The organism is Halorubrum sp. Boch-26, from assembly GCF_029889805.1.
Lineage (GTDB): Archaea > Halobacteriota > Halobacteria > Halobacteriales > Haloferacaceae > Halorubrum.
This window is the reverse complement of the sequence record NZ_JARANT010000024.1, coordinates 1-17,480: the sequence shown is the minus strand read 5'-3', so window position 1 is coordinate 17,480 and position 17,480 is coordinate 1. Positions and strand designations below refer to the sequence as shown.

16 protein-coding genes are annotated in these 17,480 nt (G+C 69.2%); 14 read left to right on the top strand and 2 right to left on the bottom strand.

From position 1 onward, the window contains the following. Window positions 1–121 precede the first annotated feature (121 nt). The 8 genes from ahaH (at window position 122) to OQF71_RS05395 (ending at window position 8,303) form a co-directional block, all read left to right on the top strand. Window positions 122–478: an ATP synthase archaeal subunit H gene (gene ahaH / locus OQF71_RS05430; protein ID WP_280586337.1), complete on the top strand. Its 357-nt coding sequence runs from the start codon at window positions 122–124 to the stop codon at window positions 476–478. A gap of 4 nt (window positions 479–482) precedes the next feature. After that, a complete protein-coding gene (locus tag OQF71_RS05425) occupies window positions 483–2,651 on the top strand; it encodes a V-type ATP synthase subunit I (RefSeq protein WP_280586357.1) in 2,169 nt (722 codons plus the stop codon). 235 nt (window positions 2,652–2,886) lie between these two features. Next, window positions 2,887–3,138: an ATP synthase subunit K gene (locus tag OQF71_RS05420; RefSeq protein ID WP_066412079.1), complete on the top strand. Its 252-nt coding sequence runs from the start codon at window positions 2,887–2,889 to the stop codon at window positions 3,136–3,138. A gap of 20 nt (window positions 3,139–3,158) precedes the next feature. After that, entirely contained in the window at window positions 3,159–3,734 is a 576-nt protein-coding gene (locus OQF71_RS05415) for a V-type ATP synthase subunit E (protein ID WP_280586335.1), read from the top strand. After that, the gene (locus tag OQF71_RS05410) at window positions 3,731–4,777 is read left to right on the top strand and encodes a V-type ATP synthase subunit C (protein WP_280586334.1); all 1,047 of its coding nucleotides are present in this window, start codon (window positions 3,731–3,733) and stop codon (window positions 4,775–4,777) included. Before OQF71_RS05415 ends, OQF71_RS05410 begins: the two co-directional genes overlap by 4 nt. Further along, entirely contained in the window at window positions 4,774–5,103 is a 330-nt protein-coding gene (locus tag OQF71_RS05405; protein WP_280586331.1) for a V-type ATP synthase subunit F, read from the top strand. The genes OQF71_RS05410 and OQF71_RS05405 overlap by 4 nt, the downstream gene beginning before the upstream one ends. 1 nt (window position 5,104) lies before the next feature. Then, window positions 5,105–6,883, top strand: coding sequence for a V-type ATP synthase subunit A (locus tag OQF71_RS05400; protein WP_280586329.1), 1,779 nt, complete (start codon window positions 5,105–5,107; stop codon window positions 6,881–6,883). Window position 6,884: 1 nt separating this feature from the next. Further along, window positions 6,885–8,303, top strand: a complete 1,419-nt coding sequence (locus OQF71_RS05395) for a V-type ATP synthase subunit B (protein WP_280586328.1) — start codon at window positions 6,885–6,887, stop codon at window positions 8,301–8,303. A gap of 57 nt (window positions 8,304–8,360) precedes the next feature. On the opposite strand, the gene OQF71_RS05390 is transcribed toward OQF71_RS05395, so the two are convergent. Further along, window positions 8,361–9,548: a helix-turn-helix domain-containing protein gene (locus tag OQF71_RS05390; RefSeq protein ID WP_280586327.1), complete on the bottom strand. Its 1,188-nt coding sequence runs from the start codon at window positions 9,546–9,548 to the stop codon at window positions 8,361–8,363. A 180-nt stretch (window positions 9,549–9,728) separates the two neighbouring features. Between OQF71_RS05390 and OQF71_RS05385 the strand changes: the two genes are divergently transcribed. From OQF71_RS05385 to OQF71_RS05370, 4 genes are all read left to right on the top strand, one after another. Then, the gene (locus tag OQF71_RS05385; protein ID WP_280586325.1) at window positions 9,729–11,837 is read left to right on the top strand and encodes a hypothetical protein; all 2,109 of its coding nucleotides are present in this window, start codon (window positions 9,729–9,731) and stop codon (window positions 11,835–11,837) included. After that, window positions 11,837–12,565, top strand: a complete 729-nt coding sequence (locus OQF71_RS05380; protein WP_280586323.1) for a hypothetical protein — start codon at window positions 11,837–11,839, stop codon at window positions 12,563–12,565. Before OQF71_RS05385 ends, OQF71_RS05380 begins: the two co-directional genes overlap by 1 nt. A 326-nt stretch (window positions 12,566–12,891) precedes the next feature. Beyond that, the gene (locus OQF71_RS05375; RefSeq protein ID WP_280586322.1) at window positions 12,892–13,596 is read left to right on the top strand and encodes a V-type ATP synthase subunit D; all 705 of its coding nucleotides are present in this window, start codon (window positions 12,892–12,894) and stop codon (window positions 13,594–13,596) included. 87 nt (window positions 13,597–13,683) lie between these two features. Continuing rightward, a complete protein-coding gene (locus OQF71_RS05370; protein WP_280586321.1) occupies window positions 13,684–14,088 on the top strand; it encodes a DUF6276 family protein in 405 nt (134 codons plus the stop codon). Window positions 14,089–14,134: 46 nt separating this feature from the next. Here OQF71_RS05370 and OQF71_RS05365 read toward each other — a convergent pair whose 3' ends face one another. Continuing rightward, window positions 14,135–14,497: a hypothetical protein gene (locus tag OQF71_RS05365; protein WP_280586320.1), complete on the bottom strand. Its 363-nt coding sequence runs from the start codon at window positions 14,495–14,497 to the stop codon at window positions 14,135–14,137. 145 nt (window positions 14,498–14,642) lie between these two features. Here OQF71_RS05365 and OQF71_RS05360 point away from each other — a divergent pair, with 145 nt between their 5' ends. Both OQF71_RS05360 and ilvA read left to right on the top strand, forming a co-directional pair. After that, window positions 14,643–16,028 carry a deoxyribodipyrimidine photo-lyase gene (locus OQF71_RS05360; protein ID WP_280586319.1) on the top strand — a complete coding sequence of 462 codons (1,386 nt, stop codon included), beginning with the start codon at window positions 14,643–14,645 and terminating at the stop codon, window positions 16,026–16,028. A gap of 64 nt (window positions 16,029–16,092) precedes the next feature. Then, the gene (gene ilvA / locus OQF71_RS05355) at window positions 16,093–17,340 is read left to right on the top strand and encodes a threonine ammonia-lyase (RefSeq protein ID WP_280586318.1); all 1,248 of its coding nucleotides are present in this window, start codon (window positions 16,093–16,095) and stop codon (window positions 17,338–17,340) included. Window positions 17,341–17,480: the final 140 nt, after the last annotated feature.

Genomic DNA, 17,480 nt, shown 5'->3' with positions numbered 1-17,480 from the left:
GGCGGCGAACGCCGGGTCGACGGCCTCCCCGCCGCGGATTCCCGCCGCTATCGGGAGCAACGCCCGCGTACTTTCGCAAACACCTTATACGTCGCTTCTAGAGTTTCAGGCGATTAGTAGCATGGCGAGACCAGAGGTGCTCGACCGGATCAAGGAGGCTGAACGGGAGGCGGACGAGATCATCACGGAGGCGGAATCGGACGCCGACGAGCGCCTCGCCGAGGCTCGAGAGCGCGCGGAGGCGATCCGCGCCGAGGCCGAGGAGGAGGCGGAGTCCGAGGCCGGAGCGCGGCTGGAGGCCGCCCGTGAGGATATCGAGGAACGCCGCGAGGAGATCCTCGAATCGGGCCGGTCCGACCGCGACGAGCTCGAACGCGAGGCCCGCGAGCGCGTGGATTCGGCCGTCGACTACGCCGTCGAACGGTTCGAGGAAGCGGTGAACCAACAGGCCGAGGAGGCGGTGGATGCTCAGGCCTGAGCGGATGAGCAAGGTGTCGGTGACGGGCTCGAAGCGCGTCATCGACGACGTGATCGAAGCGGCGTACGAACACCACTCGCTGCACGTCACGGACTACGACGAGCGCTACGAGGGGTTCGCGCCGGGCGACTCTCTCGAAGGCGCCGAGACGGTGAACGAGCGGCTCGTCACCGTCCGCTCGCTGGAGAGCGTCCTCGACGTCGAGGGCGACGAGGTCGACGCGGCCCGCGTGCTCGACGACGACGAGCTGGAGGCCGAGCTCGCGGACGTGCGCGAGCGCGTCAACGCGCTCAACGACCGCCGGGACGAGCTCCAGACCGAGATCCGCGACCGGGAGGAGGAGATCGACCGGATGGTGCCGTTCGCGGACCTCGGCATCGAGCTCGACCTGCTGCGCGGCTACGACTCGCTGGAGGTCGTCGTCGGCGAGGCCAAGCCCGACGCCGTCGATGCGACGCTGGCCGACGCCGACGGGATCGACGCATACGAGGTGTTCGCCGGGAGCGACGTCGTGGCGATCTTCGCGAAGCCCGCCGACGGCGCCGAGGCGGGCGTCCTACAGGACTCGCTCGTCGGCGTCGACATCGCGTTGCTGGAGGTTCCCGAGGCCGAGGCCAGCCCCGCCGAGTACGTCGCGGAGCTGGACCGTGAGCGCGAAGCGTTGCAGGTCGATCTCGAAGCGGTCGAGGCCGACCTCGCCGCGGTGAAAGAGGAGGCGGCCGGCTTCCTGCTCCGCGCGGAGGAGCAGCTCACTATCGAAGCGGAAAAGAAGGAGGCGCCGCTCTCCTTCGCGACCACGGAGAACGCGTTCGTCGCCGAGGGGTGGATCCCCACGGACACCTACCCCGACTTCGAGGCGACGCTGGCCGACGCCGTCGGCGACCACGCCGAGGTCGAGGAGCTCGAACGCGCCTCGTTCACGCCCGACGGCGACCACCACACCGAGGCGGTCGGCGGCGACGCCGAGCGCGAGGCCGCCACCGACGGCGGCCACGTGGGCCACGGCGCCGACGACCCGCCGGTCGTCCAAGATAACGGGAGCGCGGCCGGCCCCTTCGAGCTGCTCGTGCAGGGGTTCGGTCGGCCGAAGTACTCCGAGTTCGACCCGACGCTTCTCGTCTTCCTCACGTTCCCACTCATGTTCGGATTCATGATCGGCGACGTGGGGTACGGGGTGCTGTACGCCGCGATCGGCTACTTCCTGTACAGCCGGTACGACGGGACGTTCCGCGAGCTCGGCGCCGTCGCGATGTGGGCCGGCGGCTTCACGATCCTGTTCGGGATCTACTTCGGGATCGACCTGTTCGGTTACCACGCCTACCAGCTCCTGCCGGGCGACGTCCACTGGCCGGTCGCCGGGAAGGGGCTCTCGCCCGCCGATCTCGACTGGGGGCTGGCGTTCCTCGTCGCCAGCGTGCTGTTCGGGATGATCCACCTGAACGCGGGTCACGCCCTCTCGTTCGTGAGCAACTACCAGCAGCACGACCTCAAGCACGCGCTGTACGAGAGCGGCTCGTGGCTCCTGATCCTCAACGGCGCGTGGATCTGGATCTTCAGCCAGCACGTCCCGGGTCCGAAGCCCGACTTCCTGTTCGAATCCGTGTCGCTGCTCACCCTCGGTGCGGTCTCGTTCGCCGGCTTCCCCGTGGTCGTCGGCTATGCCGGCCTCGCGGCCGCCGGGATCGGCGTCGTCCTCTTAGGAGTCGGCGCGACCGCGGAGCTCGCGGAGGTGCTCGCCCCGATCGTCAACGTCATCTCGTACGCCCGGATCATGGCGGTGCTGCTCGCGAAGGGCGGGATGGCGCTCGCGGTGAACCTGCTCGCGTTCGGCGCGTACATCGACAACGGTGGGGAGGGAAGCTTCCACTTCATCTTCAGCGCCGACTACCTCGAATACGTCCAGAGCCACCCCGGTGACTACGAGCTCGTCTTCGCCGGGATCACCACCGCCTTCGACCCGGCCTCTATCGGGCTCGTCGGAGTCGTCGCGCTCGTCGGCGGGATCCTCGTGGCCGTCGTCGGCCACGTCGTCGTCCTCCTGCTCGGCGTCACCTCCGCCGGTATTCAGGCGGTGCGTCTCGAGTACGTGGAGTTCTTCGGGAACTTCTACGAGGGCGGCGGCGACAGCTACCTGCCGTTCGGCTACGACCGGGAGTACACCACCGAAGAGTAGACGGCTCTTCGGCGGCCTTCCGCTTCGCTGTTCACTCGCCTCGCACCAACCCACCGCCGCTTGCATCGGTCCGGAGCCGCCCGTCGAACGACGTGCCGATTCGGGTCCGAGGCCGCGTTTAGCCGTGTCTCCGTCCGCGAATCCGGCCGCTCTATTCGGTCGTTTTGGGAAGCTTTATGACGACTGTGGCGGCAACTAGCAACTGTTCGGAGACGAGCAACCGCAACTACTACCAATGCTTGAAGCTACCAACGCACTCGGGAACGCCGTACTGTCCACCGGAGGAACCCTCACCGACCCCAGCGCCGCGGCGGCGCTCGCCGTCGGGCTCGCTGCCCTCGGTGCGGGCTACGCTGAGCGCGGGATCGGTTCGGCCGCCGTCGGCGCGATGGCCGAGGACGACGACCTCTTCGTCAACGGGCTCATCCTGACGGTGCTTCCCGAGACGATCGTCATCCTCGCACTCGTCGTCGTCTTCATCGTCTGAGCGGCACTTCCTTTCACACAATGAGTTTGGACACTGTCGTTGAGGACGTTCGAGACGAAGCCCGCGCGCGTGCAGAGGAAATCCGCGAAGCGGCGGAGTCCGAGGCGGACGAAATCGTCGCCGAGGCGGAGACCGACGCCGAGCGCATCCGCGAGGAGCGGCTCGCCGAGGTCGATCGACAGATCGATCAAGAGCGCGAGCAGACTCTCTCGTCGGCCAAGCTCGAGGCCAAGCAGGAACGGCTCGGGGCCCGGCGAGACGTCTTGGAGGACGTTCGCGACGACGTCGAGGCCGCCATCGAGGGGCTCGACGACGACCGTCGCCGAAAGCTGACCGAGGCGCTGCTCGACGCGGCCCTCGCGGAGTTCGACGACGAGGACGTCGCCGTCTACACCCGCGCTGAAGACGTCGAGCTCCTCGAGGAGCTCGTCGCCGACCGCAACGCCGCGGTCGACGGCGAAATCGACTGTCTCGGCGGCGTCGTCGCCGAAAGCGACACCTCTCGCGTTCGCGTGAACAACACGTTCGACTCGGTCTTAGAATCCGTCTGGGACGACGAGTTGAAGAACATCTCGGAGCGACTGTTCGACCAATGAGCGCCGTCGGGAGCTCGAACCCAGAGTACGTCGTCGCGCGGGTTCGTGCCCGCCGCGGCAGCCTCTACGGGGACGAAGAGTACCGCAAGCTGACTCGGATGGGACCGGCGGAGATCGCCCGGTTCATGGAGGAGTCGAGCTACGGCCGGGAGATCAACGCCCTGGGGAGCCGCCACGGCGGCGTCGATCTCATCGAGTACGCGCTGAACCGGAACCTCGCTCAGCAGTTCGAAGGGATCTTAGACTGGAGCGAGGGGGCGCTGTACGACCAGATCGCCCGGTACCTCCGCAAGTTCGACGCGTGGAACGTGAAGACGATCATCCGCGGCGTCTACACCGACGCGGACCAGTCAGCCATCGAGGTCGACCTGATCCGCGCCGGGGAGTTCGACGACCGTCGGATCCGGCGGCTGCTGGAAGCCGACTCGATCGACGCCGTCGTCGACGTGCTGGAGGACACGATCTACGGGCCGCCGCTCCGCGAGGCGTACGCCGAGTACGAGGAGACGGACGTGCTGGTACCGCTCGAAAACGCCGTCGACCGCGCGTTCTACGAGCGGCTCCTCTCGGGGCTCGGCAACGACGAGCCCACGCAGCAGTACGAGGCGTTCCTCAAGGCGGAGGTCGACTTCCGGAACGCGACCAACGCCCTCCGGCTCGCCCGGTCGGGCGCGGACATCGACCCCGCCGAGTACTTCATCGAGGGCGGCGAGCTGTTCACCCGCGGGTCGCTCGCGCGGCTCGCGCGGAACCTCGAAGAGCTCGTGGAGTACATCGCGGACAGCCAGTACGCCGACGAGCTCGGCCCGGCGCTGCGCGAACTCGAGGAGGCGGACAGCCTCATCGCGTTCGAGCACGCGACCGACGCCGCGCTGCTGGCGTACGGCGACCGACTCGGGACGATCCACCCTGTGTCGGTGACCCCGGTGATCTCCTACATCCTCGCGAAGGAGCGCGAGGTGGAGAACATTCGGGCGATCGCCCGCGGGAAGGAGGCCGGGCTACCGGTCGACCAGATCGAATCGGAGCTGGTGATAACATGAGTCAGGAGATCGCCGTCGTCGGCAGCCCCGAGTTCACCACCGGGTTCCGGCTCGCCGGCGTGCGGAAGTTCGAGAACGTCCCGGACGACGAGAAGGACGAGCGGCTCGACGACGCCGTCGAACGAACCCTCGACGACGAGGACACCGGCATCATCGTGATGCACGACGACGACCTCGACCACCTCTCGCGGGGGACCCGCGAGGCGGTGGAGGGGAGCATCGAGCCCGTGCTCGTCACGCTCGGCGGCGCCGGGGCCGGCAGCGGCGGGCTGCGCGACCAGATCAAACGAGCCATCGGGATAGACCTGATGGAGGAGGACGACTAATATGAGTAAAGCAGAATCCACGGAGACCACCCCAACCGAAGACGGTGTTATCCAAAGCGTGAGCGGTCCGGTCGTGAGCGCCCGCGACCTCGACGCCCGCATGAACGACGTCGTCTACGTCGGCGACGAAGGCCTCATGGGGGAAGTGATCGAGATCGAAGGCGACATCACGACCATTCAGGTGTACGAGGAGACCTCCGGGGTCGCCCCCGGCGAGCCCGTCGAGAACACGGGCGAGCCGCTGTCGGTCGACCTTGGTCCGGGCATGCTGGACTCCATCTACGATGGCGTCCAGCGCCCCTTGGACGTGCTGGAGGGCAAGATGGGCAGTCCGTACCTCGACCGCGGGGTCGACGCGCCCGGCATCGACCTCGAGAAGGAGTGGGAGTTCGAGCCCACGGTCGAGGTCGGCGACGAGGTCGGCCGCGGCGACGTCGTCGGCGTCGTCGAGGAGACGGTCACCATCGACCACAAGGTGATGGTGCCGCCGGACGCCCTCGAGGCGGGCGAGACCACCGAGGTCACCGCCATCGAGCCGGGCTCGTTCGACGTCACCGAGGCGGTGGCCGAGCTCGCCAACGGGACCGACGTCTCGATGCACCAGGAGTGGCCCGTCCGCGAGGCGCGCCCCTCCGAGAACAAGAAGACGCCCCGGACGCCGCTGGTGTCCGGACAGCGCATCCTCGACGGCCTGTTCCCCATCGCGAAGGGCGGGACGGCCGCGATCCCGGGGCCGTTCGGCTCCGGAAAGACGGTCACCCAGCACCAGCTCGCGAAGTACGCCGACGCGGACATCATCGTCTACGTCGGCTGCGGCGAGCGCGGCAACGAGATGACCGAGGTCATCGAAGACTTCCCCGAGCTGGAGGACCCGGCCAACGGCAATCCGCTGATGGCCCGCACCTCGCTCATCGCGAACACGTCGAACATGCCCGTCGCGGCGCGTGAGTCCTGTATCTACACTGGAATCACGATCGCGGAGTTCTACCGCGACATGGGATACGACGTGGCGCTGATGGCTGACTCCACCTCGCGGTGGGCGGAGGCCATGCGCGAAATTTCCTCCCGGCTGGAGGAGATGCCCGGAGAGGAGGGGTACCCCGCGTACCTCGCCGCCCGGCTCGCGCAGTTCTACGAGCGCGCCGGCTACTTCGAGAACGTCAACGGGACGGAGGGGTCCGTCTCGGCGATCGGCGCGGTGTCGCCGCCCGGCGGTGACTTCTCTGAGCCGGTCACCCAGAACACGCTGCGTATCGTGAAGACGTTCTGGGCGCTCGACGCGGACCTGGCGGAGCGCCGCCACTTCCCGTCGATCAACTGGAACGAGTCGTACTCGCTGTACAAAGACCAGCTCGACCCGTGGTTCGAAGACGAGGTCGCCGACGACTGGTCCGAGAAGCGCCAGTGGGCGGTCGACGTGCTCGACGAGGAGACCGAGCTGCAGGAGATCGTCCAGCTCGTCGGGAAGGACGCCCTGCCCGACGACCAGCAGCTCACCCTGGAGGTCGCCCGCTACCTGCGCGAGGCGTACCTCCAGCAGAACGCGTTCCACCCGGTGGACACGTACTGTCCGCCGGAGAAGACGTACCTCATGCTGACGACGATCGAGGCGTTCAACGACGAGGCGTTCAAGGCGCTCGACGCTGGCGTCCCCGTCGAAGAGATCGTCGACACGGAGGCCGCCCCCCGGATCAACCGGATCGGCGTCCAAGAGGAGTACGAGGAGTACGTCGAGGAGCTCAAAGCGGAGATCGCCGAGGAACTCCGGAGCCTCTACTAACATGAAAGAGTACCAAACTATCACCGAGATCAGCGGTCCCCTCGTGTACGCCGAGGTCGACGAGGCGATCGGTTACGACGAGATCGTCGAGATCGAGACGGCACAGGGCGAGACGCTGCGCGGACAGGTGCTCGAATCCTCGGAGGGCGTCGTCGCCATCCAGGTGTTCGAGGGCACCTCCGGTATCGACCAGAACGCGTCCGTCCGCTTCCTGGGCGAGACGATGAAGATGCCCGTCACCGAGGACCTTCTCGGACGGGTCCTCGACGGCTCCGGCCGCCCGATCGACGACGGCCCGGAGATCGTTCCCGAGGAGCGACAGGACATCGTCGGCGCGGCGATCAACCCGTACTCCCGGGAGTACCCCGAGGAGTTCATCGAGACGGGCGTCTCCGCGATCGACGGGATGAACACCCTCGTTCGCGGCCAGAAGCTCCCGATCTTCTCCAGCTCCGGCCAGCCGCACAGCGAGCTGGCGATGCAGATCGCCCGGCAGGCCAGCGTGCCCGAAGAGGAGGAGGAGGGCGAAGACGGCTCCGAGTTCGCCGTCATCTTCGGCGCGATGGGCATCACCGCCGAGGAGGCCAACGAGTTCATGGAGGACTTCGAGCGCACCGGAGCCTTAGAGCGCTCCGTCGTCTTCATGAACCTCGCGGACGACCCCGCCGTCGAGCGGACGGTCACGCCGCGGATGGTGCTCACCACGGCCGAGTACCTCGCCTTCGAGAAGGGCTACCACGTCCTCGTCATCCTGACGGACATGACCAACTACTGCGAGGCGCTCCGCGAGATCGGCGCGGCTCGCGAGGAGGTCCCGGGTCGACGCGGCTACCCCGGGTACATGTACACCGACCTGGCGCAGCTGTACGAGCGCGCCGGGCGGATCCAGGGCCGTGACGGGTCGGTAACGCAGATCCCGATCCTCACGATGCCGGGCGACGACGACACCCACCCGATCCCGGACCTGACCGGGTACATCACGGAGGGACAGATCTACGTCGACCCCGACCTGAACAGCCAGGGCCTCCAGCCCCCGATCAACGTGCTCCCCAGCCTGTCGCGGCTGATGGACGACGGGATCGGCGAGGGGCTCACCCGCGAGGACCACGCCGACGTGAAAGATCAGATGTTCGCGGCGTACGCGGAGGGCGAGGACCTGCGCGACCTCGTGAACATCGTCGGTCGCGAGGCGCTCTCGGAGCTCGACAACAAGTATCTCGACTTCGCGGACGCCTTCGAGTCGGAGTTCGTCGACCAGGGCTTCGACCAGAACCGCGACATCGAGGAGACGCTCTCGATCGGCTGGGACCTGCTCTCGATGCTCCCGAAAGACGCCCTCAACCGGATCGACGAGGAGTTCATCGAGGAGTACTACCGCGAGGACGACTCCGAGCGCAAGGTCGTCGAAGCGGCCGACTAAGCCGACCTCTCCTCTTTCCGACCGTTCGTTCGCCTGGTAGCGACGGCGTTCCGCCGCCTACTCGTCGCCGTCGTCCTCGACCAGATCGATCACGTTCTCGCGACCGATCCGCAGCTTCTCCACCTCGCCGTCGTCGGTCATTCGCGAGAGCACGCGCGACGTCTTCGATTTCGACCAGCCGAGCGCGTCGACCACGGCAGACTGCCTCATCCGACCGCCGCGCTCGCGGAGAGCGCGCCTGACGCGGTCCTCGTCGGTGAGGAGGTCCGGATCGACCGCGTCGCCCTCGCTCGCGTCGTCCGCGCCGGTCGCGCCTGCGCCGCTAGCCGCCCCCGCGGTGCCGTCGCCGCCCGCGGACCGCGGACTCGCCTTCTCCGTACCCGCCTCGCCGATGCTCGGGGCGGCCGCGGCGCCCCCGGCCGAGTCGTCGTCTCGACCGGGGCTCCCGAGAGCGATCCGGTCTCCCCGCGCCGCGTAGGCGGCGACGACGAGCGCGGCGATAACCAAGGCGACGACGAGCGCGGCGACCGGTGGTCCGTCGCCGGCGCCGCCGTCGTCTCCCCCGCCGTCCGACGCCCCGTCGCCAGCGCTCGCGGGCACGGCGCGAACGCTGGGACGGCCGTCGTCGAAGTCCTCTCGCCCCTGCCACTCGACGGCCCCGTTTCCGGTCGAATCGGGGGTCGGCGCGGCTTCGTCGACCGCGTACCCCTCCGGGGCGCCTATCACCAGCGCGTCGTCGTCGCCGATGAAGAACCCGCCGTCGAACACGTCGCCGACGACGACCGCGTCGCCCTCGACCGCGGCGAAGCCGGTCCACGTGAACCGGAACCTGACGACGCCCCACCGACGCGGGACCTCTTGGACCCCCGTTTCGGCCGCGAAGTCGGCCGCGCGCATCTCCCTGTCGAACGACTCGTTCGCGGCCGCGACGACCCCGGTCATCCGGTCGGCGAACGGGTCGAGGTAACGGCTCGTGTTCGATCGGAACCGCTCTTGGAACCGCTCGTACTCCGCGACGTCGCTGTCGTTTCGGAGCCGGGTCCGCAAGGTGATCTCCCAGGCCGCCGAGCCGTCTGCGGCGAGGTCGATCCGCGTGATCGTGTTGTCCGGATCGGGCTGGTCGTCGGCCTGTGGAAACCCGGTCGTCTGCGCGCCGACTGGCGCGGCGAACGCGACCGCGGCGACACAGCAGACCGCGACGAGGAGGGCCGCGACCGCCTTGACCGTCCGACCGCGTCGTCTCATTGGCGCACGGTACTCCGGCTCGCGAGTTAAACCCACAGATCGTCCCGCGACGCCGCCCGTGAAACCCATCGAAATTCGGTGCAACGGTCGGAGGCGGCGGTGCAACACACCGGAACAGACCGCAACGGGCCGCCACGGTCGTCCCGGTATATGTGGCCGGCGCCCGTCGGCCCATCCGTCATGCAAGGCACACGACTCCTGACCGTTCTCGTGGCGCTGGGGCTCGTCGTGGGCTCCGTGCCGGGCGGTGCGCTCGCGAGCGTCACCGCCGGGGACGCGGCGGCCATCGACTCGGCCGACGCGGCGCTCGAGGGTATCGACGAATCGACCATCACGCCGCAGGCAGACGACGGAAACGCTTCGGACAGCGACGGAAACGCTTCGGAGGAAGCCGGTACCGCCTCGCGGGCGACCGTCGGACAGCAGCTCGCGACGGTTCTCGCCGTCACCGACGACGAGGTGTCGAGCGACGTCGAGGCGTCGTCGCTCGACGCGGCGCTCGAGGGGGCGAACGGGTCCGAGCGCGCGGCGATCCTCGCGGACCGCGCCGCCGCGCTCCGTGACCGCGCCGACGAGGTCGTCGCCGACCAACGCGCCGCGCGCATCGCCTACGAGGACGGCGAAATCGCCCGCGGCGAGTTCGCACAGCGGCTCGCGGTCCTCGCCGGACAGGCTCGCACCGTCGACGGCGACTTCGAGCGGGTCGTCGACCACGCGGACGACGTCTCCGCGCTCGAACTCCGCGCGGCGGGCTACGACCGGAGCGCCAACGCGGACGCCAGAGAGCGGCTCGCCCGTGTGACCGGGACCGGCGCGAGCGCGCTGCTCGCGCAGTACACCGGTGAGAGCGCCGGCGAATTCTCGCTGGAGGTCGACGGAGGCGTCTCCATCGAAGTCGAGGGAGACGACGGCGAGCGCTCGCGCGAGTTCGAGCGCGACCAGCCCGGCAACGGCACCGTCGAGGTGAGCCAGAGCGAGGCGCTCACGGCGGCCACGGAGCAGCTCTCGACCGACGCGGACGGCGAGTGGGCGCTTCGGTCCGCCGACCGCGACGAGGAGGACGGCTACTACGAGTTCGAGTTCGCCTTCTTCGGTCCGGACGCGACCGGCGAAGCCGAGGTGAGCGTCGACGGACAGACCGGCGAGGTCTTCGAGTTCGAAGAGGAACTCGAACCCCGCGAGGCCGACGACGAGGACGAAGACGCGGATGACGGCGACGACGCAAACGACGACGGGAACGATGCAGGCGACGATCGGGACGACGCAGGCGATGCGGTTCCCCTCTCGATCTCGATCGCCAACGGGACGGCCGCCCCCGGCGCGACGGTGACGCTCCGCGTGACCGCCGCCGGCGAGCCCGTCGAAGACGCGAGCGTCGAACTGAACGACCGGGACGCCGGGACGACCGACGCGGACGGTCGCATCGAGGCGACGCTCCCCGACGACGACGAGGTCGACATCGAGGTCGAGGACGGTGACCGCGAGGGCAAACTGGAGATCACGCTCCGATCGGACGTCGAGGGCGAGGAGGCGGACGCGGAGATCCGCGAGCGCCTCTCCGTTGACGGCAGCGCCGAGAACGGAACGGTCTCCGTCTCGGTGACCTACGACGGCGAGGGCGTCGACGGCGTCTCCGTCTCCGTCGACGGCGACCGCGTCGGGACGACCGACGAGAACGGAGCCCTCTCGTTCGACGCGCCCGACGTCGGCGACGAGCTGGCGGTGACGCTCGTGAAGGGCGCGTTCGAGGCCGGACTCCAGTTCGAGGTCGGCGCGGACGGCGCACTTGCGCTCGACGACGTCGATGTCGACGAGCGTGACGCGGACGGCCGAGACGACGACCGCAACGACGATGGCGACAGCGAGAGCGATGCCGACCGCGACGATGAGGACGAGCGCGACCGTGACGACGAGGACGACCGCGACCACGAGGGCGACCGCGATGACGGCGAACTCTCCGTCACGATCGTCGCCGGCGATCCCGGTCCCGGTGCGGCGGTGACGGTCGAAGTGACCGCCGTCGGCGGTGAGCCCGTCGGGGGCGCGAGCGTCGAAGTCGAAGGCGAGTCCGTCGGGACGACCGACGCGGACGGTCGGATCGAGGTGACGCTGCCGGCCGACGGCGAGGAGGCCGAGATCGGCGTCGAAGAGGGCGACCGCGAGGGCGAACTCGACGTGGAGTTCGAGACCGACAGCGACGACGCGGACGATGCTGACGCGGACGATGCCGACGATAGCGATGGTGATGAGAGCGACGACGAGGGCGACAACGCGGAGGACGACGAGTGATGCGGTCTCGTAGCCGCGTCGTCACTGCAGTCGCGGCCGTCGCGGCGGTCGCGCTGATCGGTACGCTCCTCGCGCCGGGCGCCGCCGCGCTCGACGGTCCGGGGGCGGAGCCCGCGGCCGAGGGGGGGTCAGCGTTCGTCGTCGCGCTCGAACCGGACGGCGACTCGACGGTCTCGCTCGTGTTGACCTACGACCTCGCCGACGCCGACGACGAGGCCGCGTTCAAGGACCTGCGCGATCGCTCAGAGCACGTCACGAAACGGTTCGGTGACCGCCTGACGCGGATCGCCGAGCGGACCGCGACCGAGACGGAGCGGGAGATGGGCGTCTCCGACGTACGGGCCGACGTCGAGTCCGCGGACGGGACCGGGGTCGTTCGACTCTCGGCGACGTGGACGGGTCTCGCCGCGGTCGATGGCGACCGATTGGTGGTGAGCGAGCCGTTCGCTAGCGAGTTCCGTCCGGACCGCCCGTTCGTCCTCGTCGCGCCCGACGGGTACGCGCTCGCGGACGCGACGGTCGAGGCGGACGCGACGACCGCGCCCGACGGGAGCGAGTCCTCGACCGCCGAGTGGGGCGCCGGCGCGGACCTGTCGGGGTTCTCGGCCGCGTTCGCGCCCGCGGAGGCCGGAGGCGTCACCGACGATTCGCTGCCGACCCCGCTGGCGCCGACGCTGGCCCTCCTCGCGGCGGGACTCCTCGGATACGCCGGCTGGCGGCGGGCGTAACCGGACCGTTCCGGTCCGACGCGACCGCCGCGGGTCCCGCCGGGTATCGCGACCCCCGCTGACCGCGGCCCCACCGAACCCGAACTGGCGACCGCTATCCCGACGACCGGCGTCGGAAGCGATCGCCGGCGCCGTCAGAGGCACACGATCGGTCCCGTCTCTCTCGTTTTCGTCTCCGCTCACCGCTTCACGCGTCTCCCTCTCAACGCCGTGGCACGTTCGTCCGCGCGTCCCTCCTGTCCGTCGTCGACCGTCCGTGGCCGCGAGCGGGCACGTCACGACTGAAAAGAATTATCCGCCTCGGAGCGGAACGGTCCTCTAACAAGATGGCCAAGGACGTCAAACCGACGCGGAAGAACCTGATGGCGATCGAGGACCGCATCGAGCTCTCCGAGCGCGGTCACGACACGCTCGAACAGAAGCGTGACGGCCTCATCATGGAGTTCATGGACATCCTCGATCAGGCGCAGGACGTTCGAGCGGACGTGTCCGAGACGTACGAGACGGCCCAGCGCAAGATCGACATGGCCCGAGCGATGGAGGGCGACGTCGCCGTCCGCGGCGCGGCCGCGGCGCTGAAAGAGCACCCGGAGATCACCACCCAGTCGAAGAACATCATGGGCGTGGTCGTCCCGCAGATCGAGTCCTCGAAGGTGCGAAAGAGCCTCGACGAGCGCGGTTACGGGCTGCTCGGCTCCTCCGCGCGCATCGACGAGGCGGCGGACGCCTACGAGGACCTGCTAGAGAAGGTTATCCTCGCGGCCGAGGTCGAGACGGCGATGAAGAAGATGCTCACGGAGATCGAGACCACCAAGCGCCGCGTGAACGCCCTGGAGTTCACGCTCCTCCCGGGCCTGTACGAGAACCAGGAGTACATCGAGCAGAAGCTCGAAGAGCAGGAGCGCGAGGAGATCTTCCGCATGAAGAAGATCAAGGCGAAAAAGGAGGAAGAGGAGAAGCCCGATCGGGACGCGGAGGCTGCCGCCGATGCCGCCGCGGCCGAAACGGAGGAACCGGAGCCCGCGGACTGACCGCTCTCACCGAACCGCGCCGTCCTACCGAACCGCGTCGTCCCGCTCTCCCCGACAAATTTCGCCGTCCCATCCATCTCGTTCCGCATGTCCTGTCCCCGCTGTGACGCCCCCCTCGTCGCCTTCGCCGTGCCGCTCGTCCTCCGCGAGCACGCGCCGGCCGCGACGACCGCCGTCTGTACCCGCTGTCTGCGGACGTTCGCGGCCGACGGGAGCCACGAGGCCGTCGATCCCGTCGCCGAGGACCCGCCCGCAGACCCCGACTTCTCCGCGGTCGACTCCGCCTTCCCCGGCGGCGAGGCGGGCGTGGCGCTCGCCCTCGTCTGCGGCCAGCTGGAGTCGTTCGCGCTCAACCGCGCCTCGGTCGAGGCGCTCGTCGAGCACGCGGAGCGGTCGGGCGCCGACGTCTTCGCCTTCTTCGAGCGCCTCGACGCCGCGGACGCCGAGTTCGACCTCGACCGCCGACGGGCGGCGCTGCTCGACGTGCTGTGAGGTCCGGGGGGTGACGACCGGTCGCCGTCGAGGTCGACGCCGGGGGTTAGTCCTCGTTGAGGTCGACGCCCGGCGGGTCGTCCCACTCGTCCTCCTCGTCCGTTTCGTCGTCGGCCTCCGTTCCCGCCGGACCGAGCGGCTTCTCGCCGCGTCGTCGCTCGTGAACGGCGAGGCCGGCCTTGCGCGCGTCGCTCCCGCCGGCGTAGGGGTCCTCTGACGGGTCGTACGACTGCTCGTCGCGTTCGAAGAGGTACGCGAAGAGACCGAACAGCGGCACGACGAAGGCGATGAGCGCCCACTTCCGTCGGTCCATCCCGTGTTCCGGTGCGTCGACGTAGACGAACGCCGCGAAGCCGACGAGCCACGCGAGCGGGACGCCGACGAGAATGGCGACGACGAGCGGTTCCATACCCTCGCTTCGGGCTCGTCGGCTTAAGCACACGGGTGAATTTCGAGTGGAGGGCGCTCGCGCTCGCGTTTGTGCGGGATCCGCGACCGCCCCCCGGCGTCGGTCCGGCCGAAGGACACTATCCCGTGGAGGCCGTACCGATCCCATGCAGCTGTTCTGGCACCGACGCGACCCGCGGACCCGTGACAACGCCGGACTCGCGGCGGCCGCACGGGCGGGGACCGTCGTCCCCGTCTTCGTCTACGACGCCGACCTGTTCGAGACGGTGGGAGCGCGCCAGCGGGCGTTCTTCCTCCGACACGCGAAGCGGTTGGAGGCCCGCTACCGCGAGCTCGGGAGCGACCTCGTCGTCCGCGCGGGCGACCCCGAGGCGGTCCTCGTCGAGCTCGCGGACGAGCACGGCGCCGAGACCGTCTTTTATAACGAGTACTACCGACCGGCCCGGCGGAACCGCCAGCGGGCGGTCGAGGACGCCTTGGCGGACGCCGGCGTTGAGACGGACGCGCGGACCGACGCCGTGTTGGTCGATCCGGGCCGTCTGGAGGAGCGGTACGCGAACCACAGTCGGTTCCACGACGATTGGGAGGCGGTCCCCAAGCCCGGGCCGTTTCCGGAGCCCGAGCCCGAGTCGCTCGCGGCCGTGCGCGACGGGAAGACGGTCCCCGAGCCGGACGCCGACATCGACCTCCCGGCGGCGGGATACGGGGCCGCCCGCGAGCGATTCGACGACTTCCTCGACTACGGGATCACGTCGTACAACGACACCCGGGACGACCTCCGGCGGGCCGTCGAGGCGCCCACGCACGCGGTCTCCCGGATGTCGCCGTACCTCGCGACCGGCGCGATCGGGATCCGCGAGGTGTGGGCCGGCGCGAGCGACATGTACGAGGCCGTGACGGGCGGCGAGCGCCGCAACGCCGACAAGTACCGGTACGAGCTGTCGTGGCGCGAGCAGATGTACCACCTGCTCTACTACACCCCCGACCTCGCGGTGTCGAACTACAGATCGTTCCCGAACGAGATCGCGTGGCGCGACGACGACGCGACGTTCGAGGCGTGGACGCGCGGCGAGACCGGCTACCCCCTCGTCGACGCCGGGATGCGTCAGCTGAACGCGGAGGGGTACGTCCACAACCGGCCGCGGCAGGTCGTCGCGAGCTTCCTCGCGAAACACCTCCTGATCGACTGGCGGCGGGGGGCGCGCTACTTCACCAAGCAGCTGATCGACCACGACTACGCCTCGAATCACGGGGCGTGGCAGTGGACCGCCTCCACCGGTACCGACTCCGTCGACGTGCGTATCTTCGACCCGGTGAGCCAGATGAGCAAGTACGACGACGGCGCCCACTTCGTGAAAGAGTACGTCCCCGAGCTCCGCGACGTGCCCGCGGGGAAGGTCGTCGACTGGCCCACGCTCTCCCACCGGGAGCGCGAGGAGTTCGCGCCCGACTATCCGCACCCGATCGTCGACCGCAACGAGGGGTACGAGCGGGCACAGCGGGTTTTCGAAGCGGCGCTCGGGAAGCGGTAGCGACCGCCGATATCGGCGTTCCCCATCCGAGTCCTTTTGAGCCGGTCTCGCGAACACCGTCGTCATGTCCTCCGTCACGATCGCGGACGTCGAGGCCGCCGCGGACCGGACCGGCGCGACCGATATCGTCCAGCGGACGCCGGTCGAGCGGAGCCGGTCGCTGAGCGAGCGGTGCGGCGCCGACGTCCGGCTGAAGATGGAACACCTCCAGCGCACCGGCTCGTTCAAGACCCGCGGCGCGTACAACGCGATCTCGCTGGCGGTCGCCGGGGCCGCCTCGGACGAGGACGCCGGCGACGTCTCCGAGATCGACCGCGTGGTGGCCGCGAGCGCGGGCAACCACGCGCAGGGGGTCGCCCTCGCCGCGGCCGACGCGGGGATCGACGCGACGATCGTGATGCCCGAGTCGGCGCCGGCGGCGAAGATCGAGGCAACCCGCGGGTACGACGCCGAGGTTGTGCTTCGCGGGAGCGTGTTCTCGAAGGCGATGTCGCACGCCCGGACCTTGGTCGACGAGCCGGGGGTCCGGTTCGTCCACGCGTTCGACGACCCGGACGTCGTCGCCGGACAGGGCACGCTCGGGCTGGAGGTGCTCGACCAGGTGCCCGCGGTCGACACCGTCCTCGTCCCGGTCGGTGGCGGCGGGCTCGCGGGCGGGGTCGCCACCGCCGTCAAGGCTCGCTCGCCGGAGACGCGAGTGGTCGGCGTCCAGACCGCGGGCGCGTCGACGCTCTCGGAGAGCCTGCGGGCGGGCGAGCTCGTGACGCGCGAGGAGCCGGACACCATCGCGGACGGGATCGCGACCGGCGGGCTGAGCGAGCTCACCTTCGGACTCTTACGGGAGCACCTCGACGACGTGGCGAACGCCATCCTGCTCCTCTTAGAGCGCGCGAAGCAGCTGATCGAGGGCGCGGGCGCGACCGCGGCGGCCGCCCTCCTCGACGACGATGTCGTCGACGACCTCGATCTGGCCGGTGAGACGGTGGTTCCGCTGCTCTGCGGCGGCAACATCGACGTCACGACGCTGAAGGAGGTGGTGACTCACGCGCTGGTCGACCGCAATCAGCTGATCGAGCTGTCCGTCCGGATCGACGACACCCCGGGGACGATGGGAGAGATCTCCACCCTGATCGGCGCGGAGCGCGCGAACATCCGGACGGTGCGCCACGAGCGCAGCCGGCCGGACCTGCCGGTCGGCGACGCCGACCTCGTGTTCGAGGTGGAGACCAACGGCCCGGCCCACGTCGACCGCGTCCTGAAGTCTGTTCGCGATGCGGGGTACGAGGTCGAGTGGACGACGCAGGAAGGGTGAGGGAAGATTCGCCGATTTATAATTGACATCCTCCTCCGCGTGAACGCGGAGGAATCCCGAGCGGTGGGAGTTTCAGGTTCACAACCATGACTCCGCCACTTTGCGGGACCCCGTCTAACCCTGTCATCGTGGTCGGTGGC